At 68.6% G+C, this 24,186-nt stretch carries 20 protein-coding genes; 13 read left to right on the top strand and 7 right to left on the bottom strand.

The window, feature by feature from the left end; translation table 11 throughout:
• The first annotated feature begins 14 nt into the window (after nt 1–14).
• Complete coding sequence (hisC, locus tag WS91_RS16180; RefSeq protein WP_059575889.1) at nt 15–1,082, top strand: histidinol-phosphate transaminase; 1,068 nt, start codon at nt 15–17, stop codon at nt 1,080–1,082.
• Between the two features lie 143 nt (nt 1,083–1,225).
• Here the strand turns inward: hisC and WS91_RS16175 are convergent, their stop codons facing one another.
• The 3 genes from WS91_RS16175 to rsmD all read right to left on the bottom strand — a co-directional run bounded on the left by WS91_RS16175 (nt 1,226) and on the right by rsmD (nt 2,791).
• Nucleotides 1,226–1,489 carry a YfhL family 4Fe-4S dicluster ferredoxin gene (locus WS91_RS16175; protein ID WP_038744459.1) on the bottom strand — a complete coding sequence of 88 codons (264 nt, stop codon included), beginning with the start codon at nt 1,487–1,489 and terminating at the stop codon, nt 1,226–1,228.
• A 63-nt stretch (nt 1,490–1,552) separates the two neighbouring features.
• Nucleotides 1,553–2,053: a pantetheine-phosphate adenylyltransferase gene (gene coaD, locus WS91_RS16170; RefSeq protein WP_038744460.1), complete on the bottom strand. Its 501-nt coding sequence runs from the start codon at nt 2,051–2,053 to the stop codon at nt 1,553–1,555.
• 111 nt (nt 2,054–2,164) lie between these two features.
• Nucleotides 2,165–2,791, bottom strand: coding sequence for a 16S rRNA (guanine(966)-N(2))-methyltransferase RsmD (rsmD, locus tag WS91_RS16165; RefSeq protein WP_059575811.1), 627 nt, complete (start codon nt 2,789–2,791; stop codon nt 2,165–2,167).
• A gap of 255 nt (nt 2,792–3,046) precedes the next feature.
• Between rsmD and ftsY the strand changes: the two genes are divergently transcribed.
• On the top strand, nt 3,047–4,345 hold the full coding sequence (gene ftsY / locus WS91_RS16160; RefSeq protein ID WP_059670598.1) for a signal recognition particle-docking protein FtsY: 1,299 nt from the start codon (nt 3,047–3,049) through the stop codon (nt 4,343–4,345).
• A gap of 110 nt (nt 4,346–4,455) precedes the next feature.
• Here the strand turns inward: ftsY and maiA are convergent, their stop codons facing one another.
• Nucleotides 4,456–5,100 carry a maleylacetoacetate isomerase gene (gene maiA, locus WS91_RS16155; protein ID WP_059670597.1) on the bottom strand — a complete coding sequence of 215 codons (645 nt, stop codon included), beginning with the start codon at nt 5,098–5,100 and terminating at the stop codon, nt 4,456–4,458.
• A 393-nt stretch (nt 5,101–5,493) separates the two neighbouring features.
• Between maiA and nirB the strand changes: the two genes are divergently transcribed.
• The 4 genes from nirB to ybiB are packed head-to-tail and all read left to right on the top strand — an operon-like array spanning nt 5,494 to nt 12,218.
• Complete coding sequence (gene nirB, locus WS91_RS16145; RefSeq protein WP_059670596.1) at nt 5,494–7,938, top strand: nitrite reductase large subunit NirB; 2,445 nt, start codon at nt 5,494–5,496, stop codon at nt 7,936–7,938.
• A 55-nt stretch (nt 7,939–7,993) separates the two neighbouring features.
• Nucleotides 7,994–8,389: a nitrite reductase (NAD(P)H) small subunit gene (locus tag WS91_RS16140; protein WP_059575803.1), complete on the top strand. Its 396-nt coding sequence runs from the start codon at nt 7,994–7,996 to the stop codon at nt 8,387–8,389.
• The gene (locus tag WS91_RS16135; protein WP_059670595.1) at nt 8,386–11,241 is read left to right on the top strand and encodes a nitrate reductase; all 2,856 of its coding nucleotides are present in this window, start codon (nt 8,386–8,388) and stop codon (nt 11,239–11,241) included. The genes WS91_RS16140 and WS91_RS16135 overlap by 4 nt, the downstream gene beginning before the upstream one ends.
• Nucleotides 11,238–12,218, top strand: coding sequence for a DNA-binding protein YbiB (gene ybiB / locus WS91_RS16130; RefSeq protein ID WP_038744469.1), 981 nt, complete (start codon nt 11,238–11,240; stop codon nt 12,216–12,218). Before WS91_RS16135 ends, ybiB begins: the two co-directional genes overlap by 4 nt.
• Before the next feature lie 266 nt (nt 12,219–12,484).
• Here ybiB and WS91_RS37950 read toward each other — a convergent pair whose 3' ends face one another.
• The gene (locus tag WS91_RS37950) at nt 12,485–12,748 is read right to left on the bottom strand and encodes a hypothetical protein (protein WP_082745057.1); all 264 of its coding nucleotides are present in this window, start codon (nt 12,746–12,748) and stop codon (nt 12,485–12,487) included.
• Here WS91_RS37950 and leuA point away from each other — a divergent pair.
• Entirely contained in the window at nt 12,642–14,282 is a 1,641-nt protein-coding gene (leuA, locus tag WS91_RS16125; RefSeq protein WP_059670594.1) for a 2-isopropylmalate synthase, read from the top strand. The genes WS91_RS37950 and leuA overlap by 107 nt on opposite strands.
• A 359-nt stretch (nt 14,283–14,641) precedes the next feature.
• On the opposite strand, the gene WS91_RS16115 is transcribed toward leuA, so the two are convergent.
• Both WS91_RS16115 and WS91_RS16110 read right to left on the bottom strand, forming a co-directional pair.
• Entirely contained in the window at nt 14,642–15,028 is a 387-nt protein-coding gene (locus tag WS91_RS16115) for a nuclear transport factor 2 family protein (protein WP_059575795.1), read from the bottom strand.
• Nucleotides 15,029–15,069: 41 nt separating this feature from the next.
• On the bottom strand, nt 15,070–15,639 hold the full coding sequence (locus tag WS91_RS16110) for an acyloxyacyl hydrolase (protein WP_059575794.1): 570 nt from the start codon (nt 15,637–15,639) through the stop codon (nt 15,070–15,072).
• Nucleotides 15,640–16,003: 364 nt separating this feature from the next.
• On the opposite strand from WS91_RS16110, the gene rpoH reads away from it, so the two are divergent.
• The 6 genes from rpoH (at nt 16,004) to WS91_RS16080 (ending at nt 24,150) form a co-directional block, all read left to right on the top strand.
• The gene (gene rpoH, locus WS91_RS16105) at nt 16,004–16,939 is read left to right on the top strand and encodes an RNA polymerase sigma factor RpoH (protein ID WP_038744472.1); all 936 of its coding nucleotides are present in this window, start codon (nt 16,004–16,006) and stop codon (nt 16,937–16,939) included.
• Nucleotides 16,940–17,280: 341 nt separating this feature from the next.
• The gene (cydP, locus tag WS91_RS16100; RefSeq protein WP_038744485.1) at nt 17,281–17,565 is read left to right on the top strand and encodes a cytochrome oxidase putative small subunit CydP; all 285 of its coding nucleotides are present in this window, start codon (nt 17,281–17,283) and stop codon (nt 17,563–17,565) included.
• Nucleotides 17,555–19,150, top strand: a complete 1,596-nt coding sequence (locus WS91_RS16095; RefSeq protein WP_059575792.1) for a cytochrome ubiquinol oxidase subunit I — start codon at nt 17,555–17,557, stop codon at nt 19,148–19,150. Before cydP ends, WS91_RS16095 begins: the two co-directional genes overlap by 11 nt.
• A 31-nt stretch (nt 19,151–19,181) precedes the next feature.
• Nucleotides 19,182–20,318 (top strand): cytochrome d ubiquinol oxidase subunit II, encoded by a 1,137-nt coding sequence (gene cydB, locus WS91_RS16090; RefSeq protein ID WP_038744474.1) that lies wholly within the window; start codon nt 19,182–19,184, stop codon nt 20,316–20,318.
• A gap of 80 nt (nt 20,319–20,398) precedes the next feature.
• A complete protein-coding gene (gene cydX, locus WS91_RS16085; protein ID WP_004550904.1) occupies nt 20,399–20,497 on the top strand; it encodes a cytochrome bd-I oxidase subunit CydX in 99 nt (32 codons plus the stop codon).
• A gap of 1,175 nt (nt 20,498–21,672) precedes the next feature.
• A complete protein-coding gene (locus WS91_RS16080; RefSeq protein ID WP_059670593.1) occupies nt 21,673–24,150 on the top strand; it encodes a family 20 glycosylhydrolase in 2,478 nt (825 codons plus the stop codon).
• The last annotated feature ends 36 nt before the right edge of the window (nt 24,151–24,186 follow it).

The following is a 24,186-nucleotide window of genomic DNA, read 5'->3' as shown; positions in this document are numbered from 1 at the left end:
TCAGGAGCCACGTGGTGAGCCGTTACTGGAGCGACATCGTCCATCAACTCGAGCCGTACGTGCCGGGCGAGCAGCCGGCGCTCGCGCATCCCGTCAAGCTGAACACGAACGAGAACCCGTATCCGCCGTCGCCGCGCGCGGTCGACGCGATCCGGCGCGAGCTCGGCGACACGGGCGAGGCGCTGCGCCGCTATCCGGACCCCGTCGCGCGCAAGCTGCGCGAGGCGGTCGCCGCGCATCACGGCGTCGCGCCCGAGCAGGTGTTCGCCGGCAACGGCTCGGACGAAGTGCTCGCGCACGTGTTCCAGGCGCTCCTGCGGCACGACAAGCCGCTGCGCTTCCCGGACATCACATACAGCTTCTACCCGACCTATGCGCGGCTCTATCGCGTCGCGTGCGAGACGGTGCCGCTCGCCGACGATTTCTCGATCGTCGTCGACGACTATCTCGACGACGCCGGCTGCGTGCTGTTCCCGAACCCGAACGCGCCGACGGGCCGCGCGCTGCCGCTTTCCGACATCGAGCGGATCGTCGCCGCGAATCCGAGCTCGGTCGTCGTGATCGACGAGGCGTACGTCGACTTCGGCGCGGAATCGGCCGTGTCGCTGATCTCCCGCTACCCGAACCTGCTCGTCGTGCATACCGCGTCGAAGGCGCGCTCGCTCGCCGGCATGCGCGTCGGTTTCGCGTTCGGCGACGTCGCGCTGATCGATGCGCTCACGCGCGTGAAGGACAGCTTCAACTCCTACCCGCTCGATCGTCTCGCGCAGGCCGCGACGCAGGCTTCTTACGAGGACGACGCGTGGTTCCAGGCCACGCGAAAGCGGGTGATCGCGAGCCGCGAGCGGCTCGTCGGCGCGCTGGCCGCGCTCGGCTTCGACGTCGTGCCGTCGGCGGCGAACTTCGTGTTCGCGCGCCATCCGCGCCATGATGCGGCGACGCTTGCCACGCAACTGAAGCAGCGGGAGATTTTCGTGCGGCACTTCAAGCTGCCGCGAATCGATCAGCACCTGCGCATCACGGTCGGCACCGACGCCGAGTGCGACACGCTCGTCGCGGCGCTGCGCGAGTTGCTCGCGTAGCGGCTCGCCGGCGCGGACTCGCGACGAACCGCACAAACACGTACGAACACGAGCGAAACCGATGGCGGCGACGGTACGGCGGCGGACAGCCCGCCGCCGCCTTTCCGCGCCGGCGCGCTTCGCCCGTCAATCGCCGCGGCGCATCACGCGCCGTTTTTCTCCGCCGCGATCAGCGCGCGATATTTCGCCATCAATTGGTCCTTCGTCTCGGGACGACTCGGGTCCCGCGGAATGCACTCGACCGGGCACACCTGCTGGCACTGCGGCTCGTCGAAATGGCCGACGCACTCGGTGCACTTGTTCGGATCGATCACGTAGATCTCCGGGCCCATCGAAATCGCGCCGTTCGGGCACTCGGGCTCGCACACGTCGCAATTGATGCACTCGTCGGTAATCATCAAAGCCATACTGGTCTCACTTCCGCCGGCGCGCGGCCGGCCGCTTCGGGCCGCCTGCCGCGCGCGCGGCGCTCACGCGGACGGCTCCTGGGCCATCGCGGCCACCTTCTCCGTCAGCCATTTCTCGACCGACGGAAACACGAACTTGCTGACGTCGCCGCCCAACTGCGCGATCTCGCGCACGATCGTGCCCGAGATGAACTGGTATTGGTCCGACGGCGTCATGAACATCGTCTCGACGTCCGGCAGCAGGTAGCGGTTCATCCCCGCCATCTGAAACTCGTACTCGAAATCCGACACCGCACGCAGGCCCCGCACGATCACGCGCGCGTCGTTCGCGCGCACGAAGTCCTTCAAGAGCCCGGTGAAGCCCATCACTTTCACGTTCGGGTAATGGCCCAGCACCTCGTTGGCGATCTTCAGACGCTCCTCGAGCGAGAAGAACGGCTTTTTCGCGCGGCTGTCGGCGACGCCGACGACCAGCGTATCAAAAATGCTCGACGCGCGCCGAACGAGATCCTCGTGGCCTCGCGTGAGCGGATCGAACGTACCCGGGTACACGGCGACTACCATGTCGCTCCTCCTGTCATCGAGCCAATTGGGGTCACGGCCATGCGCGTCGCGCGCGGCCGCCGACATGGGCGCACGTCGCGACTGCGCGCGGCGCCTCGTTTGGAACGCGCATTATTCATCATTTTCGCGTTGCAGCAAATGATAGTGGACGGCGCCTGCCTTGCCGTGCCGCGTCACCTGCCAGCCGGCGAGCGACGCGTGCGCGGACGCATCGAGCTGCGCGCCCGTCTCGACATACAGATAGCCGCCCGGCGCGACGAGATCCGGCGCGAGCGCGAGCGCGCGCGCGAACGCGGCCGCGTCGCCGAACGGCGGATCGACGAACACGATGTCGAACGAGCGCGGCGCGAGGCCCGCGGCGATGCGCAGCGCGTCGGCTTCCGCGATCTCGATCGCGCGCGCGGCGAGCTTGTCCTTCAGCGCGCGAAGCTGCTGCGCGGCGCGCGGATGGCGCTCGACCATCACGACGCTCGCCGCGCCGCGCGACGCGGCCTCGAAGCCGAGCGCGCCGCTGCCCGCGAACAGATCGAGGCAGCGCCGGCCTTCGAGATCCTGGCCGAGCCAGTTGAAGAGCGTCTCGCGCACGCGGTCGGGCGTCGGACGCAGGCCGTCCAGGTCGAGCACCGGAAGCGGCGTGCGCTTCCAGTCGCCGCCGATGATGCGGATCGTGTGCGGCTTGCCGCGGCCGGCCGCTGGGGCTCGCTGCGCCGGCGGCCGCGCCGAAGAGGAACGGGACATACCGAAGAATTCGTGACGGAAACGTTGGAAACGGAATCAACCGATCGGAAGCGGCGCGATGCGCCGCGATGACGCGCACGTTACCACAAGCGGCGCGCAGGCCATGCCGCTGCCGCGCGGCGAAGCCCCGGCGCCTGATAAAATGTCCCGTTTCCGGCGCGCGAGCACGCCGCACGCGCGCCGCCGGGCTCGCTCACCAAGCCCTGCCGACCGGCGCACCCGGCGCCGCGCGCCGCCTCTTCCGCAAGCGAAACCATGTTCAGCTTCTTCAAACGATTCAAGAAAGCGCCCGACGCCGCACCGGCCGAGCCGCAGCAAGCGCCCGAAGCGCCGCAGGACGACACCGGCGGCCCGGCCGCGTCCGAGGCCGCGCGGGTCGATGCGCCCGCCGCCCCCGCCGCTGCGCTCCCGCGCGACGAGGCGCCGTCGCGCGCCGTCACACAGACACAGACGCCCGCGCCCGCAACGCCGCCTGCCGCCCCTTCCGTCAGTGCGCCGGAATCGCCGGTCCGACAGCCGCCCGCCGCCGCGCCGGCGCGCGCGGCCGCCGAGCCCGCGCCGTCCGTCGTGATGACGGTCACGCCGTCGGCGAACGGCCGCGACGGCGTCGTCGAGACGGTCGAGATCGTGCCGCCGCCCGCGCCCGAGCCGACCGCGAAGAAATCGTGGCTCGCGCGGCTGAAGTCCGGCCTCTCGAAGACGAGCTCGAGCATCACGAACGTGTTCGTCAACACGAAGATCGACGAGGCGCTCTACGAGGAGCTCGAAACGGCGCTGCTGATGTCGGATGCCGGCGTCGACGCGACCGAGCATCTGCTCGGCGCGCTGCGCGAAAAGGTGCGCACGGGCCGCCTCACCGATCCGCAGCAGGTGAAGGACGCGCTGCGCGGCCTGCTCGTCGATCTGCTGGAGCCGCTCGAGAAGTCGCTCGTACTCGGGCGCGCGCAGCCGCTCGTGATGATGATCGCGGGCGTGAACGGCGCGGGCAAGACGACGAGCATCGGCAAGCTCGCGAAGCATCTGCAGAGCTTCGACCAGTCGGTGATGCTCGCGGCGGGCGACACGTTCCGCGCGGCCGCGCGCGAACAGCTCGCGATCTGGGGCGAGCGCAACAACGTGACGGTGGTCCAGCAGGAGAGCGGCGACCCGGCCGCGGTGATCTTCGACGCGGTCAGCGCCGCGCGCGCGCGCAACATCGACGTGATGATGGCCGACACCGCGGGCCGCCTGCCGACGCAGCTGCATCTGATGGAGGAGCTCCGGAAGGTGAAGCGCGTGATCGGCAAGGCGCACGACGGCGCGCCGCACGAGGTGCTGCTCGTGATCGACGCGAACACGGGCCAGAACGCACTCACGCAGGTGAAGGCGTTCGACGACGCGCTCGGCCTCACGGGCCTCATCGTCACGAAGCTCGACGGCACCGCGAAGGGCGGCATCCTCGCCGCGATCGCGCGGCAGCGGCCGATTCCGGTGTATTTCATCGGCATCGGCGAGAAGGTCGAGGATCTGCAGCCGTTCAGCGCGGCGGAATTCGCGGACGCACTGCTCGGCTAATCCGCGCCGCGCGGCGCCAGCCGGTCGCCATTCCGGCGACCGGCCCGCCACGCAACGAAACGGGCGCCCCGAGGCGCCCGTTTTTCATGGGCGCGCGGCCGACGCCGCGCTCACTCGGCGTCCGGCTGCGCGGCGGGCGCGGCCGCCCTGAAAGCGTCGAGCGTCATCGCGTGATCGTGGATGCGCCGAATCGTCGGGAACCGCTCGAGGCCGATCGAGAAGCGCTGCGCATTGAACACCTGCGGCACGATGCAGAGATCGGCGAGCGTCGGCGTATCGCCGAAGCACAGCTTGCCCGTGCGCGGGTCGCTCGAAAGACGCGCCTCGAGCGTCTTGAAGCCGTCCTCGATCCAGTGGCGATACCACGCGTCCTTCGCGTAGTCGTCGACCTTCAGCGTGTGCTTCAGGTACTTCAGCACGCGCAGATTGTTGAGCGGGTGAATCTCGCAGGCGACCTGCAGCGCGATCGCGCGCACGTACGCGCGGTCGACGGGCGCCTTCGGCAGCAGCGGCACGTCCGGATACGCTTCGTCGAGATATTCGACGATCGCGAGCGACTGCTGCAGCGGCGAATCGCCGTCGATGAGCGTCGGCACGAGCGCGTCGGGGTTGAGCGCGCGATATTCGTCCGTCAATTGCTGGCCGCCGTCGCGCAGCAGATGCACCGGCACGTAGTCGAACGGCAGCTTCTTCAGATGCAGCGCGATACGCACGCGAAACGCCGCCGAACTGCGGAAATAGCTATAGAGCTTCATCAGTGTCCCTCATAGTCTCGATCGTCGATCTTCTCGCCGGCGTTCGCGCGCGACGGGCGGCGGGCAACGCGCCGCCGCGTTGCGGGCGCCCGCCGGCGTCGTCGAGCCGAACGCCGCGGCAACGGCCGAAAGTGTAACGCGGCTCGCGCCGCGCCGGTTTCGCGCCGCCGATCCGGCGGCACTTTGCTGGTGCGTCGCCGCCGCGATGCACGCTTCGCGTGCGAAACGGCTCGCCAGCCGTGCGCCGGCGCACCACGCGCACGCGCGCGATCGCCGCCCGATCCCCCGCCTTCCTTTTAAATAGCGGCCAAATAAAAAGTGGCATGGCGATTGCTATTTTCCGTGAATCGATCACGGGCCCCCACGACAAGCGGCCCAGTCAGGAGATCCCCGATGCGGAAGATGAAGCTGGTGATGGTCGGCAACGGCATGGCCGGAGTGCGCACGCTCGAAGAATTGCTCAAGCTGGCGCCCGATCTGTATGACATAACGGTGTTCGGCGCCGAGCCGCATCCGAACTACAACCGGATTCTGCTGTCGCCCGTGCTCGCGGGCGAGCAGACGCTCGAGCAGATCGTCCTCAACGATTACGCGTGGTACGAATCGCACGGCATCACGCTCCACGTCGGCAAGAAGATCGTGAAGATCGATCGCGTGAAGCGCGCCGTGATCGCCGAGGACGGCACCGAGGCCGCGTACGACCGGCTGCTGCTCGCGACCGGCTCGAATCCGTTCATGCTGCCGATCCCGGGCGCGGATCTCGACGGCGTGCTCGGCTATCGCGACATCGCCGACACGCAGGCGATGATCGACGCCGCCGCACGGCACACGCACGCGATGGTGATCGGCGGCGGCCTGCTCGGCCTCGAAGCGGCGAACGGCCTGAAGCTGCGCGGGATGGACGTGACGGTCGTTCACCTCGCGCCGACGCTGCTCGAGCGCCAGCTCGACGCGACCGCGGGCAGCCTGTTGCGCGCGTCGCTCGAGGCGCGCGGCCTGACGTTTCTGATGCCGAAGGAAACGCAGGCGCTCGTCGGCGACGAAAGCGGCCGCGTGCGCGCGGTGCGCTTCAAGGACGGCGGCGAATGCAAGGCCGACCTCGTCGTGATGGCGGTCGGCATCCGCCCGAACACGGCGCTCGCCGAAAGCGCGGGGCTCTATTGCAACCGCGGGATCGTCGTCAGCGACACGATGCAGACCTACGACCCGCGCATCTACGCGGTCGGCGAATGCGTGAGCCATCGCGGCATCGCGTACGGCCTCGTCGCGCCCCTCTTCGAGCAGGCGAAGGTCGCGGCGAACCATCTCGCGCAGTTCGGCATCGGGCGCTACGCCGGCTCGGTCACGTCGACGAAGCTCAAGGTCACGGGCATCGATCTCTTCTCCGCGGGCGACTTCCTCGGCGGCGGCGACACGGAAGACATCACGTTGTCGGACCCGATCGCGGGCGTCTACAAGAAGCTCGTGGTCAAGGACGACAAGATCGTCGGCGCGTGCCTGTACGGCGACACGGCGGACGGCGCGTGGTACTTCAGGCTGCTGCGCGAAGGCCGCAACATCGCCGACATCCGCGACACGCTGATGTTCGGCGAAACGAGCCTGGGCGACACCGGCCACAGCGGCGCGACGCGCGCGATGTCGATGGCCGACGACGCCGAGGTGTGCGGCTGCAACGGCGTGTGCAAGGGCACGATCGTCTCGGCGATCAAGGAAAAGGGCCTCTTCACGCTCGACGACGTGCGCAAGCACACGAAGGCGTCCGCATCGTGCGGCTCGTGCACGGGCCTGGTCGAGCAGATCCTGATGTCGACGCTGGGCGGCGACTACTCGGCGTCGCCGAAGGCGAAGCCCATATGCGGCTGCACCGATCATACGCATGCCGAAGTACGCACGGCGATTCGCGAGCACAAGCTGCTGTCGGTGCCCGACGCGATGCGCTTTCTCGAATGGCGCACGCCGAACGGCTGCGCGAGCTGCCGCCCGGCGCTCAACTATTACTGCATCAGCACCTCGCCGCACGACGCGAAGGACGATCCGCAGTCGCGCTTCATCAACGAACGCGCGCACGCGAACATCCAGAAGGACGGCACGTATTCGGTCGTGCCGCGGATGTGGGGCGGCGTGACGACCGCTAGCGAGCTGCGCCGGATCGCGGACGTCGTCGACAAGTACGCGATCCCGACCGTCAAGGTGACGGGCGGGCAGCGCATCGACCTGCTCGGCGTGAAGAAGGAGGATCTGCCCGGCGTGTGGCGCGATCTCGGCATGCCGAGCGGCCACGCGTACGCGAAGGCGCTGCGCACGGTGAAGACCTGCGTCGGCTCCGAATGGTGCCGCTTCGGCACGCAGGATTCGACGCTGATGGGCCAGCAGCTCGAACGCGCGCTGTGGCGGATGTACGCGCCGCACAAGGTGAAGCTCGCGGTGTCCGGCTGCCCGCGCAACTGCGCGGAATCGGGGATCAAGGACGTCGGCGTGATCGGCGTCGATTCGGGCTGGGAGATCTATGTCGGCGGCAACGGCGGCATCAAGACCGAGGTCGCGCAGTTCTTCTGCAAGGTGAAGACGCACGAGGAAGTGCTCGAATACGCGGGTGCGTTCCTGCAGCTCTATCGCGAGGAAGGCTGGTATCTCGAGCGCACCGTGCACTATCTCGAGCGCGTCGGCATCGATCACGTGAAGGCGCGCGTGCTCGACGACGCCGACAACCGCCGCGCGCTCTGGGAGCGCCTGCAGTTCGCGTTGAAGGACGAGCCCGATCCGTGGCACGACACGAACGACGCGCGGGTCGATCTGCGCCAGTTCATCCCGATCGCGGTCGCGCCCGCCGATGCGTGAGACGCCGCGCATCGCGCCGCATCCGAGCCCAGTCAATCAGCAAGGAATTCGAATCATGTCCGCCACGCAACCCGAATGGATCGCCGTCTGCCGGCTCGACGACATCCCGCCGCTCGGCGCACGCGTTCTCACGCGTGACGCCGGCGCGCCGATCGCCCTCTTTCGCACCGCGAGCGACGCGGTGTTCGCGCTGCTCGACCGCTGCCCGCACAAGGGCGGCCCGCTGTCGCAAGGCATCGTCCACGGCGAGCAGGTCACGTGTCCGCTGCACGGCCTGAACCTCGCGTTCGCGAGCGGCTGCGCGCTGCCGCCCGACGACGGCTGCACGACCGTCTTCAGCGTGAAGCGCGACGGCGACGCGGTGCTGCTCGATCGCGCCGAGCTCGCGACGCTCGGCATCGACAGCGCGCCGCAGCCGGTCGCGCTCGTGTCGCCGGGCGCCGCCGCATGACGATCGAGACGCTCGCGCAGCCCGCCGCGCAAGACACGCCCGACGCCGTGCGCGAAACGCGCTCGACGTGCTGCTATTGCGGCGTCGGCTGCGGCGTCGTGATCGAGACCCGGCGCGACGCCGACGGCCGCGACCGGATCGTCGGCGTGCGCGGCGACCCCGAGCATCCGGCGAACTTCGGGCGCCTGTGCTCGAAGGGCAGCACGCTGCATCTGACGGCGACGCCCGAGCGCTACGCGCAGACGCGCGCGACGCATCCCGAGCTGCGCCTGTCGCGCGACGCGGCGCGCACGCGCGTGTCGTGGGACGACGCGCTCGATCACGTCGCGCTGCGCTTCGCGCGCATCGTCGAGCAGCACGGGCCGGACGCGGTCGGCTTCTACATCTCCGGCCAGCTGCTGACCGAGGACTACTACGTCTTCAACAAGCTCGCGAAGGGGCTCGTCGGCACGAACAACATCGATTCGAACTCGCGCCTTTGCATGAGCTCGGCCGTCGTCGGCTACAAGAAGACGCTCGGCGCAGACGCGCCGCCGTGCAGCTACGAGGACCTCGATCATGCGGGCACCGTGCTGATCGCGGGCGCGAATCCCGCGTACGCGCATCCGATCCTGTACCGGCGGCTCGAAGCCGCGCGCGCGCGCAATCCGCAGATGAAGGTGATCGTCGCCGATCCGCGCCGCACCGATTCGGCGAGCGACGCGACGCTGCATCTCGCGCTGCAGCCCGGCACCGACACGATGCTGTTCAACGCGATGCTGCACGTGCTGATCTGGGACGGCGCGCTCGATTCCGCGTTCATCGGCGCGCACACGCAAGGCTTCGACGCATTGCGCGACTCGGTGCGCGACGCGACGCCCGCCGCGGCCGCGCAGGTTTGCGGGCTGCGCGCGGACGACATCGTGCAGGCCGCGCGCTGGTTCGGCGCGGGGCCGTCGCTGTCGCTGTACTGCCAGGGGCTCAACCAGTCGGCGACCGGCACGACGAAGAACGTCGCGCTCATCAACCTGCATCTCGCGACGGGCCAGATCGGCAAGCCGGGCGCGGGGCCGTTCTCGCTGACGGGCCAGCCGAACGCGATGGGCGGCCGCGAGGTGGGCGGCATGGCGACGCTCGCGTCCGCGCACCGCGATCTCGCGAACCCGGCCGACCGCGCGGAAATCGCGCGCCTCTGGGGCGTGCCCGATCTGCCGGCGAAGCCGGGCCTCACCGCGGTCGAGATGTTCGAGCGGCTCGCCGAGGGCACGCTGAAGGCGGTCTGGATCGTCTGCACGAACCCCGCGCACTCGATCCCGAGCCAGACGGTCGCGCGCGCGGGGCTCGAACGCGCGGAGTTCGTCGTGCTGCAGGACGCGTACGCGCACACGGGCACCGCGCCTTACGCCGACGTGCTGCTGCCCGCGGCCACGTGGGGCGAGAAGGAAGGCACGGTGACGAACTCCGAGCGGCGCATTTCACGCGTGCGCGCGGCGACGCAGCCGTACGGCGACGCGCGCGCCGACTGGCAAATCGCCGCCGACGTGGGCCGCCGGCTCGAAGCGCGGCTCGCGCCCGGCCGCCCGACCCTCTTTGCGCATGCGCACGCCGAAGCCGTGTGGAACGAACACCGCGCGACGACGGTCGGCCGCGATTGCGACATCGGCGGGCTGTCGTGGCCGCTGCTCGCGCGCGACGGCCCGCAGCAATGGCCGTTTCCGGCGGGCGCCGAGCGCGGGCTCGCGCGCCTGTACGCGGACGGCCGCTTTCCGACCGCCGACGGCCGCGCGCGCTTCGTGCCCGCGCCGTATCAGCCGGTCGCCGAGGCGCTCGACGCGCGCTACCGCTTCGCGCTGACGACGGGCCGCCTGCGCGACCAATGGCACGGCGGCAGCCGCACCGGCTCGGTCGCGAAACTGTTCGCACACGCGCCGCAGCCTTGCGTCGAGCTCAATCCCGGCGATTGCGCCCGGCTCGCGCTCGGCCCGCACGACTTCGTCCATCTGACGTCGCGGCGCGGCAGCGCGCTCCTGCCCGCGCGCGCCGACGACGCGATCGTCCCCGGTCAGGCGTTCGCGCCGATGCACTGGGGCGACGAATACGTGTCGGGCGTCGCGGGCAATCGCGCGGCGATGGGCATCAACGCGCTCACGACGCCCGCGCGCGATCCGTACTCGCAGCAGCCCGAGCTCAAGCACGCGGCGATCAAGCTGCTGAAGGCCGACCTGCCGTGGCGCTGGCTGATCGCCGCGCGCGTGCCGGCCGACGCGATGCTCGCTCGCCAGCGGGCCGCGCGCGCGTTCTTCGCGCGCTTCCCGTATGCGAGCTGCGTGCCGTTCGGCACCGACGGCTACACGGGGCTCGCGTGGCGCGTCGCCGCGTACGAGCCCGCGCCCGCCGAGCTGCAACGCGAAATCGAGGCGCTCTTCGAATTGCCCGCGCAAGCGGCCGACGTGATGAGCTACGGCGACGCGCGGCGCGGCACCGGCCGGCGCGTGCGAATCGTCGACGGCGCGCTCGTCGCGTTCTCGGTCGCCGGCGCGGCGGGCGCGACCGAGGACGGCGCGGCCGCGCTGCGCGAGTACGTCGAGAGCGGCGCGGGCGTCGGCGCGCTCGGCCGCCTGCTGCTGTTCGCGGGCCGCGTGCCGCTGCAAACGGCGCCCGCGCGCGGCCGCACGATCTGCAACTGCGTGGGCGTGAGCGAGCGCGAGATCGACGCCGTGCTGACGGCCGATGCGCCGTCCGCGGCGCCCGGCGAGCGGCTCGCGAACTTGCAAGAACGGCTCAAATGCGGTACTCAGTGTGGTTCCTGCATACCCGAGCTGCGCCGCCTGATCGCCGAAACCGCGACGGCCGCGGCCCCTTCCCCTCGATGACCGAAACCGACGCCAACGCCGCCCTGCCCGACCACTTCCCGTGCGCCCGCTTCATCAAGGAGATCGGGCGCGGACCGAACGGCGCACGCGCGCTGCCGTACGACGACGCGTTGGCGCTCTACCGCGCGATGCTCGACGGGCACGTATCCGACGTCGAGCTCGGCGCGATCCTGATCGCGTACCGGCTCAAGGGCGAGACGGCCGCCGAGCTCGCGGCGATGCTCGCCGCCGCGCAGGCGTCGTTCGAGCCGCTGCACGTGCAGGACGCCGCGTTCCACACGGTATCGATCCCGAGCTACAACGGCGCGCGCAGGCAGCCGAATCTCGTGCCGCTGCTCGCGCTGCTGCTCGCGCGCGAGGGCGTGCCGGTGCTCGTGCACGGCGTGACGGAAGACCCGGGCCGCGTGACGAGCGCGGAGATCTTCACCGAGCTGGCGATTGCGCCCGGCGGGTCGCACGACGAAATCGAGGACACGCTCGCCGAGCGCCGCGCCGCGTTCGCGCCGATCGACGTGCTCGCGCCGAAGCTCGCGCGGCTCCTCGCGCTGCGGCGCGTGCTCGGCGTGCGCAACTCGACGCACACGGTCGTCAAGCTGCTGCAGCCGTTCGAGCCCGCCGGGCTGCGGCTCGTGAACTACACGCATCCGCCGTATCGCGACAGCCTCGTCGAGCTGTTCCGCGAACACCCGGCGGCCGGCGCGGGCGGCGCTTTGCTCGCGCGCGGCACCGAGGGCGAGGCGGTCGCCGACACGCGCCGCCAGGTGCAGGTCGACTGGCTGCACGACGGCCGGTGCGAGACGGTCGTCGAACCGGTGCGCTCGTCGCCCGACGCGCCGCCCGTCGAGCTGCCCGCGTCGCGCGACGCGGCGACGACGGCCGCGTGGACCGACGCCGTGATGCGCGGCGAGATCCCGATTCCGGACGCGGTCGCGACGCAGGTCGAGACGATCGTGCGGCTCGCGCGGATCGTCGAATGAGCCGAATGAGCCTCGGAGCGCCGGCGGGCGGCGCGCCGCCCCCGGACATGCCGCCCGCCGCCTTCGAATACCCCGACGATTGACAGCCGCCGGCGACTTCGCATAGAGTTGTCGTCATGCGTTCCTTCCAGAACACCCTCCGAATTACCTCCGGCCGCCTAGCGCGGCCGCTATCGCTACGACTAGCGTAAAGCTGTCGTGGCGCCGCGTCGTCCCGGCGCGGTCCCTCCCCTAGCAGTTCCTCGCAGTTTCTTTCTCGCAGTTTTTTACAACCCGTAGTCGTCAGCTTTCGTTCGTCGATCCGACGGGCGAATCGCGAAGATTCCGCGTCGTCGTGCCATCGCGCATGCACGTGCGCAGGCGGCGCCCACCGGCGCGTCATGCCGTCCGTCTTCGCTCGCGACTTGACCGCCCGAGGCAACGATGAAGCGCAACCCCGCCGACAAATACCGACCGTTCGAACCCGTCCGCATCAACGGACGCCGATGGCCGAGCCGCACGATCGAGCGCGCGCCGATCTGGATGAGCACCGATCTGCGCGACGGCAACCAGTCGCTGATCGAGCCGATGACGATCGAGCAGAAGCTCGAGTTCTTCGAAATGCTCGTCGCGATCGGCTTCAAGGAGATCGAAGTCGGTTTTCCGTCGGCGTCGCAAACCGACTTCGATTTCGTGCGCAAGCTGATCGACGAGCGGCGCATTCCCGACGACGTGACGATCGAAGTGCTCGTGCAGTCGCGCGAGGATCTGATCGCGCGCACGTTCGATGCGCTCGAAGGCGCGCCGCGCGCGATCGTGCACCTGTACAACGCGATCTGCCCGTCGTTCCGCCGCATCGTGTTCGGAATGTCGAAGGACGACGTGAAGGCGCTGGCGGTCGAGGGCACGCGCATCATCAAGGCGCACGCGCAGGCGCGCCCCGGCACGCACTGGACGTTCCAGTACTCGCCCGAGACGTTCAGCATGACCGAGCTGTCGTTCGCGCGCGAGGTCTGCGACGCGGTCGCGCAGACTTGGCGGCCCACGCGCGATCACAAGATGATCGTGAACCTGCCCGCGACCGTCGAGGCCGCGACGCCGAACGTGTTCGCCGACCAGATCGAATGGATGGACCGCAATCTCGGCTACCGCGACAGCATCGTGCTGTCGGTGCATCCGCACAACGATCGCGGCACCGCGGTCGCGGCGGCCGAGCTCGCGCTGCTCGCGGGCGCGGACCGCATCGAGGGGTGCCTGTTCGGCAACGGCGAGCGCACGGGCAACGTCGATCTCGTCACGCTCGCGCTGAACCTCTACACGCAGGGGATCGATCCGGGGCTCGATTTCTCGGACATCGACGCGGTGCGCCGCGTCGTCGAGCGCTGCAACCAGATTCCCGTGCATCCGCGCCACCCGTACGCGGGCGACCTCGTCTTCACCGCGTTCTCCGGCTCGCATCAGGACGCGATCCGCAAGGGCCTCGCGCGGCAAAAGCCCGACGCGATCTGGGAAGTGCCGTATCTGCCGATCGATCCCGCCGATCTCGGCCGCAGCTACGACGCGGTGATCCGCGTCAACAGCCAATCCGGCAAGGGCGGCGCGACGTACCTGCTCGAGCGCGGCATGGGCTTCGCGCCGCCGCGCCGCGTGCAGATCGAATTCAGCCATGCGGTGCAGGCGCTCGCCGACGCTTCGGGCGAAGAAGTGACGGGCGACGCGATCTGCGAGCTCTTCACGCGCGAATACCTGCGGACGATGGGCCCCGCCGCGCGCGCGGGCGCGTCGGCGAGCTGGCATGACCGCGAAATCGCGCTCGCTCGCGCGGACGACGCGCCAGGCGCGGCGCGGCAGGCCGCGGCCGCGTTCGCCGCGGCGGCGGGCGTCGCGATCGGCGTCGCGTCGTGCGAAGTCGAGCGCACCGCGAGCGGCGACACCGTGGTGTTCGTCGGCGCGAAGGTCGGCGACGCCGCGCTGCGCCACGGCGCCGGCGTGCATCGCGATCCGGTCGCGGCCGCGACGGATGCGGTCGCGAGCGCGATCAACCGCTCGGCGTGGAGCTGCGACGAGCGGCGCGCGGCCGCCTGACGCCGCGCGCAACGGCGGGCGAACGACAGGCGGACGACAGGCGGACGAACCTCGCGCGGCGCACGCCGCCGCGCGACAACCGGTGCGACGCGCGATCCGCGGCGCGCCGGCGCACGCCGGGCGGCTCACGAAACCGCACGGCGACGAAGGGCCCCGACGAGGGGCCGGAAGAACGGCCGAGAACGACGGCTGAGAAAAACGGCTGAGAAAAACGGTCGAGAAAGGACCAGGAAAGAGGCGCAAAAGCAGGCGGCGATTGCAGGCGGCAGTTGCGTGCGGGCTGGCGGACGAACGCGTGCTTCGCGCCCATGGCCCGTTCACGCCGATAGCGGGGCGAAGAAACGGCAATAAACGGGGCCTTAGCCCTCGGTCGCGCAGCGCGTCGCCTGCCATGCGAGCAGCCGCCAGCGGCCGCTTTCCTGCGTCTGAATCGCGGTGTAGGCGATCGGGAACACGAGGCCGCCGTTGTTCGTCTCCATCTCGATCAGCGCGCGCCCCGCGACGACGCACGTGGCATCGCCGACGGGCAGCACTTCCTGCGACTGGATCTCGATCTGCCGATAGCGACGGCGCCCTGCCGTGATCGCGTCGATGAACTGCTGCTTGGTCTCGCGTTTGCCGTTGGTGTGCACGTAATAGACGTTGTCGGACAGCAATGCGTCGAGCGCCTCGCCGTCGCCGTCGACCATCGCACGAAACCGGTCGCGCTCGAGCGCGCGAATCGCATCGATCACCTTTGCCGCCATCGCCATGCTCCTCGACTGCATGCGCGCGTCCGGCGCGCCGATCAGAAGTTGTATTGCACGTAGAGCTGGCTGAAATTTATACCAGGATTCGGGTCTTTGATACCCGCGTTCGACACGTGCTGTAAACGGACACCCGCTTGATACTGCTGACGATTGCCGAATTGCGCGCCGATGCCGACCATGTCGGCGAACTGGAACGACGTCGACATCGAATAGTTCTGGGAGATCGTCGGATGCGACAGGAAGCGCACGCCGGCGCCCACCTCGACGAACGGCCGCACGTAGCCCGCGCTCTTGATGAATCGTATGATCGGCGTCGCGCCGACTTCCCAGACGCTGTCGTTGATCGCGTGATCGCCGGTATAGCGCCAGTAAGACACGTGCCCCTCGGCGACGAACGCGAAGTGCCAGCCGCCGATTTCCCACCAGGTCCAGTTCGGGTCCCAGACCACGCCGATGTCGCCCTTCTTCATGTCGTGATCGGCGACGCCGCCGCCGAGCTGCAATCCCCAGCGATCCGCGAAGGCGGCCCCGGAACCGCCGGCGAGCGCCGTTGCCACTGCGATCTGCACGATGATCCGCCCCGCCCGACCGCCGTTCTTATCGTTCATCTCTTTCTCCAACTTCTCTGGTTGAATAGAGCCTCGCCGCAATTCACACGCTGGGGCTCGAGAGAACAGCATCTTATGGTAAAGGACTTTTTCGATCGGCACCGTCTGACGAAATGGTTTTCTGCCGAATTGACAAGAATCAGGAACCTTTACCTGAAATGCCCGTAAAACAAACACTTACGGACAGCGGGCGCGGGCAGTGCCGCAGAAAGAGCTATCGCCCCCTCAAAAGCGATAGCAATTCGGGAACTCCGACGACCCTGTTCCTTCTAAGGATTAGCACTCCGCTAGATGGAGTGCTAAGATTCATCGAGGAATCGCCCCGGCAATGGGGCTCGTCCCTGATTCCAAAGGAGTTTTCTACGTGAGCAACGCATTGACCCTTCCGAACACTTTGCGCCCGGCGTCCGCTAAGGCCGCATCGGCAGGCTCGCTGGCGCTCGCATCCCACTCGATGCTGCCCGGCCAGCTGGGCAACATCGACGCCTATATTCAGGCCGTGAACCGGATTCCGCTGCTGACGGCGGAGGAAGAGCGTCAGTACGCGACCGAATACCACGAGGACAACAACCTCGACGCCGCGCGCCGGCTCGTGCTGTCGCACCTGCGGCTCGTCGTGTCGATCGCGCGCAACTATCTCGGCTACGGCCTGCCGCACGGCGACCTGATCCAGGAAGGCAACATCGGCCTGATGAAGGCGGTCAAGCGTTTCGATCCCGCCCAGAACGTGCGCCTCGTGTCGTACGCGATCCACTGGATCAAGGCCGAGATTCACGAATACATCCTGCGCAACTGGCGCACGGTGAAGGTCGCGACGACGAAGGCGCAGCGCAAGCTGTTCTTCAACCTGCGCAGCCACAAGAAGGGCACGCAGGCGTTCACGCCGGAGGAAATCGACGGCCTCGCGCAGGAGCTGAACGTCAAGCGCGAGGAAGTAGCCGAGATGGAAACCCGCCTGTCGGGCGGCGACGTCGCGCTCGAGGGCCAGATCGACGACGGCGAGGAGTCGTACGCGCCGATCGCCTATCTCGCCGATTCGCACAACGAGCCGACCGCCGTGCTCGCCGCGCGTCAGCGCGACATGCTGCAGACGGACGGCATCGCGCGCGCGCTCGAATCGCTCGACGCGCGCAGCCGCCGGATCATCGAGGCGCGCTGGCTGAACGTCGACGACGACGGCTCGGGCGGCTCGACGCTGCACGACCTCGCCGCCGAATTCGGCGTATCGGCGGAGCGCATCCGCCAGATCGAAGCGAGCGCGATGAAGAAGATGCGCACGGCGCTCGCCGCGTACGCGTAAGCGCGCTCAAACCCGAACATCCGGCCCGCCGCGGCCGCGCCGAAACGAAAAAGCCCGCTGTCCGACGACAGCGGGCTTTTTTGTGTGCCGCGAAACCGTGCGCGACGCGCGCATGCTTGACCAACATTATGAAAAATTTCATCCGGCGCATCGCGATTCGCGCAGATCTTGAGCCAGCTCAAGTTTCTGCGATCGCTTCGCGACGGAGTGCCGCAGCGCGGCACTAAGGGTTTTCCGGGACGCCTCCTACAATTGGGAGGACCGGCCAACAGATGCAGCGCGTATGCGAAACGCGTCACGAGACCGGCCAGTTTTGCGCCAACCGCGTTATCCCGGACATCATGGCTTTGACTCTCGTCAACAAAAAGGCGTCGCCCCACGACACGCCGCCCGCCCCTCGGGCGGGCTGGCGCGCTCGGGTCGCCGCCTGGGCCCGTGGCCCGACCCTCGCGCGCGACCTCTCGATCGTGCTGCTCTTCAAGCTGATCCTGCTCGTCGCGCTCAAGTACGCATTCTTCAACCATCCGCAGGCCGAGCACATGTCGTTGCCGCCTGCCGTCGTCGCAGCAAAGCTGCTGTCGGCGACGCCATACGCACCCACTCAGGGAGACCGCCATGATAAGTAGCGAAGTCGTCGATCTGTCGCGTCTGCAGTTCGGCATCACAGCGCTCTACCATTTCCTCTTCGTCCCGCTCACGCTCGGCATGTCCTGGCTGCTCGTCATCATGGAGTCCGTCTACGTGATGACCGGCAAGCAGGTCTACAAGGACATGACGCAGTTCTGGGGCAAGCTCTTCGGGATCAACTTCGCGATGGGCGTGACGACGGGGATCACGCTCGAATTCCAGTTCGGCACGAACTGGTCGTACTACTCGCACTACGTCGGCGACATCTTCGGCGTGCCGCTCGCCGTCGAAGGGCTGATGGCGTTCTTCCTCGAATCGACGTTCGTCGGCCTGTTCTTCTTCGGCTGGAACCGCCTGTCGAAGGTCCAGCACCTGATCGTCACGTTCCTCGTCGCGCTCGGCTCGAACCTGTCCGCGCTGTGGATTCTCGTCGCCAACGGCTGGATGAACAACCCGGTCGGCGCCGAATTCAACTACCAGACGATGCGCATGGAGCTGTCGAACCTCTTCGACGTGATCTTCAACCCGGTGGCGCAGGTGAAGTTCGTGCACACGGTGTCGGCCGGCTACGTGACGGCCGCGATGTTCGTGCTCGGCGTGTCCGCGTGGTATCTGCTGAAGAAGCGCGACACCGACTTCGCGCTGCGCTCGTTCGCGGTCGCCGCGGGCTTCGGCCTCGCGTCGACGCTGTGCGTGATCGTGCTCGGCGACGAATCCGGCTACACGACGGGCGAAGTGCAGAAGATCAAGCTCGCCGCGATCGAATCCGAATGGGAAACGCAGCCGGCGCCCGCGTCGTTCACGCTGATCGGCCTGCCGAACCAGGCCGAGGAGCGCACCGACTACGCGATCAAGATCCCGTATGCGCTCGGCCTCATCGCGACGCGTTCGATCGACGAGCCGGTGATCGGCCTGCGCGAGCTCGCCAAGCGCAGCGAAGAGCACATCCAGAGCGGGATGATCGCGTACGGCGCGCTGCAGAAGCTGAAGGCGGGCGACACGAGCGCCGAGACGAAGTCGACCTTCGACCAGCACAAGCAATATCTCGGCTATGGCCTGATGCTCAAGCAGTTCACGCCGAACGTGACCGACGCGACGCCCGAGCAGATCAAGGCCGCGGCCAAGCAGACGATTCCGCCCGTGGCGCCCGTGTTCTTCTCGTTCCGGATCATGGTGTTCCTCGGCTTCCTGTTCCTCGCGACCTTCATCGCCGCGTTCTGGTTCTGCGCGCGCCGCGAGCTGCTGCAGGACAACCGCCGCTGGTTCCTGCGCTACGCGGTGTGGGCGATTCCGCTGCCGTGGCTCGCCGCCGAGTTCGGCTGGGTCGTCGCCGAAGTGGGCCGCCAGCCGTGGACGATCGCGGGCATCCTGCCGACGCACCTGTCCGCGTCGAGCCTCACCGCAACCGATCTGTACCTGAGCCTCGCGGGCTTCATCGTGTTCTACACGGCGCTCTTCATCATCGAGATCACGCTGATGTTCAAGTACGCGCGGCTCGGCCCGTCGTCGCTGCACACCGGCCGCTATCACCACGAACAGGAGAAGCGCCGGCTCGACCAGGCCGTCGCCGGCTCGGCCGCCTGACGCCGCCATCGAATTCGCACAAGGAATCGTCATGGACTATGCAACTCTCAAAGTGATCTGGTGGCTGCTCGTCGGCATACTGCTCGTCGGCTTCGCGCTGACGGACGGCTTCGACATGGGCGCGGCCGCGCTCCTGCCGTTCCTCGGCAAGACCGACGACGAGCGCCGCATCATCGTCAACACGGTCGGCGCGACCTGGGAAGGCAATCAGGTCTGGCTCATCACCGCGGGCGGCGCGATGTTCGCCGCGTGGCCGCTCGTCTACGCGGCGTCGTTCTCGGGCTTCTACTTCGCGATGCTGCTCGTGCTGTTCGCGCTGTTCTTCCGGCCCGTCGGCTTCGACTACCGCAGCAAGCGCGACGATCCGCGCTGGCGCGCGGGGTGGGACTGGGCGCTCTTCGTGGGCGGCTTCGTGCCCGCGCTCGTGTTCGGCGTCGCGTTCGGCAACCTGCTGCAAGGCGTGCCGTTCGCGTTCGACACCGACATGCGCGTCACCTATCACGGCAGCTTCTGGGCGCTGCTGAATCCGTTCGCACTGCTCTGCGGGCTCGTGAGCCTCACGATGCTCGTCGCGCACGGCGCCGCGTTCGTCAAGATGAAGACGGACGGCGCGATCGCGAAGCGCGCGTCGATCGCGCTGCGCGTGTCGTCGCTCGTCGCCGTCGTGCTGTTCGCGCTTGCGGGCGCGCTGATCGCATCGTTCATCGGCGGCTTCGAGATCACGCAGGCGGCGCCCGTCGACACCGTCGCGAATCCGCTCCTCAAGCAGGTTTCCGCGGCCCCGGGCCTCTGGCTCGTGAACTACGGCCTGTATCCGTGGATGATCGCCGCGCCCGTCGTCGGCATCGCGGGCGGCGTGCTCGCGATGCTGCTCGCCGGCTCGAAGCTCGAGAAGACCGCGTTCATCTGCACGGGCCTCATGATCACCGGCGTGATCCTGACGGCGGGCTTCTCGATGTTCCCGTTCATCATGCCGTCGTCGCTCGATCCGAAGAGCAGCCTGACGGTCTGGGATTCGACGTCGAGCCGGCTCACGCTCGAAGTGATGCTCGTCGCGGTAATCGTGTTCCTGCCGATCGTCCTGCTCTACACCGGCTGGGTGTATCGCGTGCTGCGCGGCAAGGTGACGCCGCGCGCGCTCGAGGAAAACCGGCACTCGATGTATTGATGTCCGGCCGGCCGCCGCGTGCGCCGCATCGTGCGGCCGGCTTTTCGCAAGATTGTCGCAAGTTTCGAAGGAGTCGGATCATGTGGTACTTCAGCTGGATTCTCGGCATCGGCGTCGCGCTCGCGTTCGGCATCATCAATGCGATGTGGCTCGAAGCGCGGCAGAAACGCGACGCTTGAGCGCCGCGCGCGCGTCGGGCCGGTTCAGCGCGGCGGCGACGCGGCGGTGCGGCGGACGCGAGCGGATGTCGTTGTGCGTCGTTCGTTGTTCGTTGTTCGTTGTTCGTTGTTCGTTGTTCGTTGTTCGTCGTTCGTCGTTCGTCGTGCGTCGTGCGTCCGGCGCTGGTTCGCTCCGGATGCAAAGCGCGCGTCGCCATGAAGCAGGACACGCCCTCGCCTCGTGCGAGGGCTTTTTGTTTCTTGCCGTGCGCGCACGAAAAATACGCCCTCGGCGCGAATCGTCGCCGCGCGTCGGCCGCGGCGCGTATGGGCTGACGACGTCTTCGTCGCGCCCACCGCTCGCGGCCCGCGGCGACGCGACGCCGCGCGTTCCGGCGCGTCGCTTTCCGGCTATTTTCTTGCGGCGGACGAACCGCGCATCGGCTTCCTGTCCGCACGCATGCCGTTCCCGCCTTCGTCCTGCGCCGCCCCCTTCCCTTCACCGGCTGACCTGAACGGCGCTTCGTCGGCAATCTGCCTGCCTTCGCCGCAACGCGACGGCGCATGCCGGCGCATGCGTTTCAGGCGCGCCGAACGCGCCCGCCAACACGCCGTTCAATCCCCCCCTTTTTTACCAAACTCAATGCCAATCCGATTCCAAATTGATACCACTTGAACACCAATCGAAGGTTTCATAAGATCTTTTCACACGGTCGCTCACAGGCCGCATCCACACCGGTGGAGGAGACATGAAGAATCCCCGTTTCCGTTTGGCCGGCATCGTCGCTGCCACCCCGTTCGGGCGAGCCCGCGCGCGTCGCTTCGATTCGCGCGCCGCCACTCGCCCCCATGCCGCCGCACGCTCGCCGGCAGTGCGTCCCGCATCGTCGGCGGCGCGCGCCGCGCGGCCCGCGCATCTCGCGCTCGAAGCCTTCGTCATCGCGGCAAGCCTCGCGTCCCGCGGCTGCGCGGCCGCACGTCGTGCATGAGCACGCGCACGCCCGCGCGCCGTCGCCGCCCCGACCGGCACGACCGCCCCGAATCCGACCCGTGACGGGCGAACGCGCGCGAACGCTTCGCCCCTCGTTCGCTCGCGCGCGGCATCCGCGCCCCCTTTTCGCAGCTTCCTTGAAAGACCCGATCGCAGCGACGTATTTCCACGGCGTCGTATCACCGCTTTTTTCCAAGGAATTCTCATGAACCGAATCTCGCATTCCCTGTGCGCCGTGTTGCTCGCCGCGGCGGCGCTATCGCCCGCGGCTTCGCCCGCGCAATTGCCCGCGCGGGCCGACGCCCGCACGGCCCACACGGCCGCCACGCCCGCCGAGCTCGCGGCGCTGCTGGCGAACGGCCTCGCGGTACGCGTCGCCGTCGACAACAATCACGCGGCGTCGGCGGGCGTGCCGTGCGCCGACCTCGGCGCCGACTGGGCGAGCTGCGCGACGGGCCGCCTGATCCTGCAGAACCGCGGCCATCCGCAGATCACCGACGGCGGCTGGCGGCTCTATCTGCACAGCATTCGCCGGCTGCTCAGGATCGACCGCCCGGGCTTCACTCTGCGCCACCTGACGGGCGACCTGTACGAGCTGACGCCGCAGCCCGGCGCGATCAAGCTCGCACAGGGCGAGCGGATCGAATTGCCGTTCGTCGCCGAATACTGGCTGCGGCGCTACAGCGACGTGATCCCGCGCCCGTACGTCGTCGTCGACGGCACGCCGCCCGCGGTGCTGCGTTACGACGACACCGACGACGAACTGCGCTACGTCGAAACGCTGCCCGCCGACGCGCAGAGCAACTCGCCCGGCAACGCGCCGCCCGCCGCCGCGCAGCCTGTCGCGAACCGCGCGCTGCCGAGCGTGAAGCGGCAGCGCGCGCTGCCCGGCGCACTCGATCTGCGCGGCGTGGATCTGACGCTGCCCGAGCTTTCGTTCGCGCAGGTCGCGGCGCTGCGCGATCGCGCGGGCACGCTCGGCCTAGGCGGCGCGGGCACGCCCGTCTGGGGCGTCGTCGCGCCGCGCCGGCTGCCCGCCGACGTCGCGGCGCCGGGCGGCTACCGGCTCGCGATCGGGCCGCGCGGCGTGCTCGTCGAAGGCTTCGATCGCGCGGGGCTCTACTACGGCGTGCAGACGCTCTTCTCGCTCGTGCCGGCGGGCGGGGGAACGGTGCCGGCGATGCTCGTCGAGGATGCGCCGCGCTTCGCCCATCGCGGCATGCACGTCGATCTCGCGCGCAACTTCAAGCAGCCGGCGACGCTGCGCCGCCTGATCGACCAGATGAGCGCATACAAGCTCAACCGGCTGCATCTGCACCTGTCCGACGACGAAGGCTGGCGCATCGAGATTCCGGGCCTGCCGGAGCTGACCGACGTGGGCGCGCGCCGCTGCCACGATCCGAGCGAGACGCGCTGCCTGCTGCCGCAGCTCGGCTCCGGGCCGGACAACCAGTCGGGCGGCGGCTACCTGACGCGCGACGACTACATCGCGCTGCTGCGCTACGCGGCCGACCGTTTCGTCGACGTGATTCCCGAGATCGACATGCCCGCGCATTCGCGCGCGGCCGTCGTGTCGATGGAGGCGCGCTATCGCCGCCTGCACGCGGCGGGCCGCGAGCGGGAGGCGAACGCGTACCGCCTGCTCGATCCTCAAGACACGTCGAACCTGCTGACGGTCCAGTTCTACGACCGGCGCAGCGACTTGAACCCGTGCGTGCCGGGCGCGCTCAACTTCGCGTCGAAGGTGATCCGCGAGATCGCGTCGATGCACGCGGACGCACAAGCGCCGCTGCGGATCTGGCACTACGGCGGCGACGAAGCGAAGAACATCCTGCTCGGCGCGGGCTTCCAGCCGCTCGAAGGCGCCGATCCGGGCAAGGGCCGCGTCGATCTCGCCGCGCAGGACAAGCCGTGGGCGCGCTCTCCGGCGTGCGCCGCGCTTTTTCGGCGCGGCGAGATCAAGTCGATCGACGAGCTGCCGACGCGCTTCGCGAAACAGGTGAGCGCCGTCGTCAACGCAAACGGGATCAGCACGATGGCCGCGTGGCAGGACGGCATCAAGCACGCGAACGGGCCGCAGGATTTCAGCACGCGCGGCGTGATGGTGTCGCTGTGGGACACGATCTTCTGGGGCGCGTCCGACAGCGCGCGCGACCTGAGCGCGAAGGGCTACCGGACGGTGCTCGCGCTGCCCGACTACCTGTACTTCGATTTTCCGTACACGCGCAATCCGCGCGAGCGCGGCTACTACTGGGGCTCGCAGGCGACCGACGAGTACAAGGTGTTCTCGCTCGCGCCGGAGAACCTGCCGCAAAACGCCGAGGTGTTCGGCGATCGCGACGGCAATCCGTTCGACGTGACGAGCGCGGGCGCGGCGCCGCGGATCGAGGGCATCCAGGGGCAGGCATGGGGCGAGGTGATGCGCAACGGACAGTTCCTCGAATACATGGTGTATCCGCGCCTGCTCGCGCTCGCCGAGCGCGCGTGGCACAAGGCCGATTGGGAGCTGCCGTACGCGGCCGGCGTGCGCTACAAGCTCGGCGACACGCACCACGTCGACACGGCCGCGCTCGAACGCGACTGGGCAGGCTTCGCGACGGTGCTCAAGCAACGCGAGTTGCCGAAGCTCGAGCGCGCGGGCATCGGGTATCGCAAGCCCACCTTCACGCTGACGGGCGAATGACGGGCGGCCGGGCGGCGCGCCGCGTGCGCGTCGCCC

The organism is Burkholderia sp. MSMB1498 (assembly GCF_001526245.1).
In the GTDB taxonomy this organism is placed as follows: domain Bacteria; phylum Pseudomonadota; class Gammaproteobacteria; order Burkholderiales; family Burkholderiaceae; genus Burkholderia; species Burkholderia savannae.
Note: the sequence above shows the minus strand (reverse complement) of the source record. Positions and strands in the feature narration are given on the sequence as shown.

What these genes read in the sequence shown, in the direction of transcription:
- maiA (WP_059670597.1), bottom strand. Translation starts at nt 5,100, where the DNA reads ATGAAGCTCTATAGCTATTTCCGCAGTTCGGCGGCGTTTCGCGTGCGT.
- WS91_RS16080 (WP_059670593.1), top strand. Translation starts at nt 21,673, where the DNA reads ATGAACCGAATCTCGCATTCCCTGTGCGCCGTGTTGCTCGCCGCGGCG.
- WS91_RS16110 (WP_059575794.1), bottom strand. Translation starts at nt 15,639, where the DNA reads ATGAACGATAAGAACGGCGGTCGGGCGGGGCGGATCATCGTGCAGATC.
- WS91_RS16135 (WP_059670595.1), top strand. Translation starts at nt 8,386, where the DNA reads ATGACGATCGAGACGCTCGCGCAGCCCGCCGCGCAAGACACGCCCGAC.
- WS91_RS16115 (WP_059575795.1), bottom strand. Translation starts at nt 15,028, where the DNA reads ATGGCGGCAAAGGTGATCGATGCGATTCGCGCGCTCGAGCGCGACCGG.
- rsmD (WP_059575811.1), bottom strand. Translation starts at nt 2,791, where the DNA reads ATGTCCCGTTCCTCTTCGGCGCGGCCGCCGGCGCAGCGAGCCCCAGCG.
- leuA (WP_059670594.1), top strand. Translation starts at nt 12,642, where the DNA reads ATGAAGCGCAACCCCGCCGACAAATACCGACCGTTCGAACCCGTCCGC.
- cydB (WP_038744474.1), top strand. Translation starts at nt 19,182, where the DNA reads ATGGACTATGCAACTCTCAAAGTGATCTGGTGGCTGCTCGTCGGCATA.
- ftsY (WP_059670598.1), top strand. Translation starts at nt 3,047, where the DNA reads ATGTTCAGCTTCTTCAAACGATTCAAGAAAGCGCCCGACGCCGCACCG.
- ybiB (WP_038744469.1), top strand. Translation starts at nt 11,238, where the DNA reads ATGACCGAAACCGACGCCAACGCCGCCCTGCCCGACCACTTCCCGTGC.
- cydP (WP_038744485.1), top strand. Translation starts at nt 17,281, where the DNA reads ATGGCTTTGACTCTCGTCAACAAAAAGGCGTCGCCCCACGACACGCCG.
- cydX (WP_004550904.1), top strand. Translation starts at nt 20,399, where the DNA reads ATGTGGTACTTCAGCTGGATTCTCGGCATCGGCGTCGCGCTCGCGTTC.
- coaD (WP_038744460.1), bottom strand. Translation starts at nt 2,053, where the DNA reads ATGGTAGTCGCCGTGTACCCGGGTACGTTCGATCCGCTCACGCGAGGC.
- WS91_RS16140 (WP_059575803.1), top strand. Translation starts at nt 7,994, where the DNA reads ATGTCCGCCACGCAACCCGAATGGATCGCCGTCTGCCGGCTCGACGAC.
- WS91_RS16175 (WP_038744459.1), bottom strand. Translation starts at nt 1,489, where the DNA reads ATGGCTTTGATGATTACCGACGAGTGCATCAATTGCGACGTGTGCGAG.
- WS91_RS16095 (WP_059575792.1), top strand. Translation starts at nt 17,555, where the DNA reads ATGATAAGTAGCGAAGTCGTCGATCTGTCGCGTCTGCAGTTCGGCATC.
- nirB (WP_059670596.1), top strand. Translation starts at nt 5,494, where the DNA reads ATGCGGAAGATGAAGCTGGTGATGGTCGGCAACGGCATGGCCGGAGTG.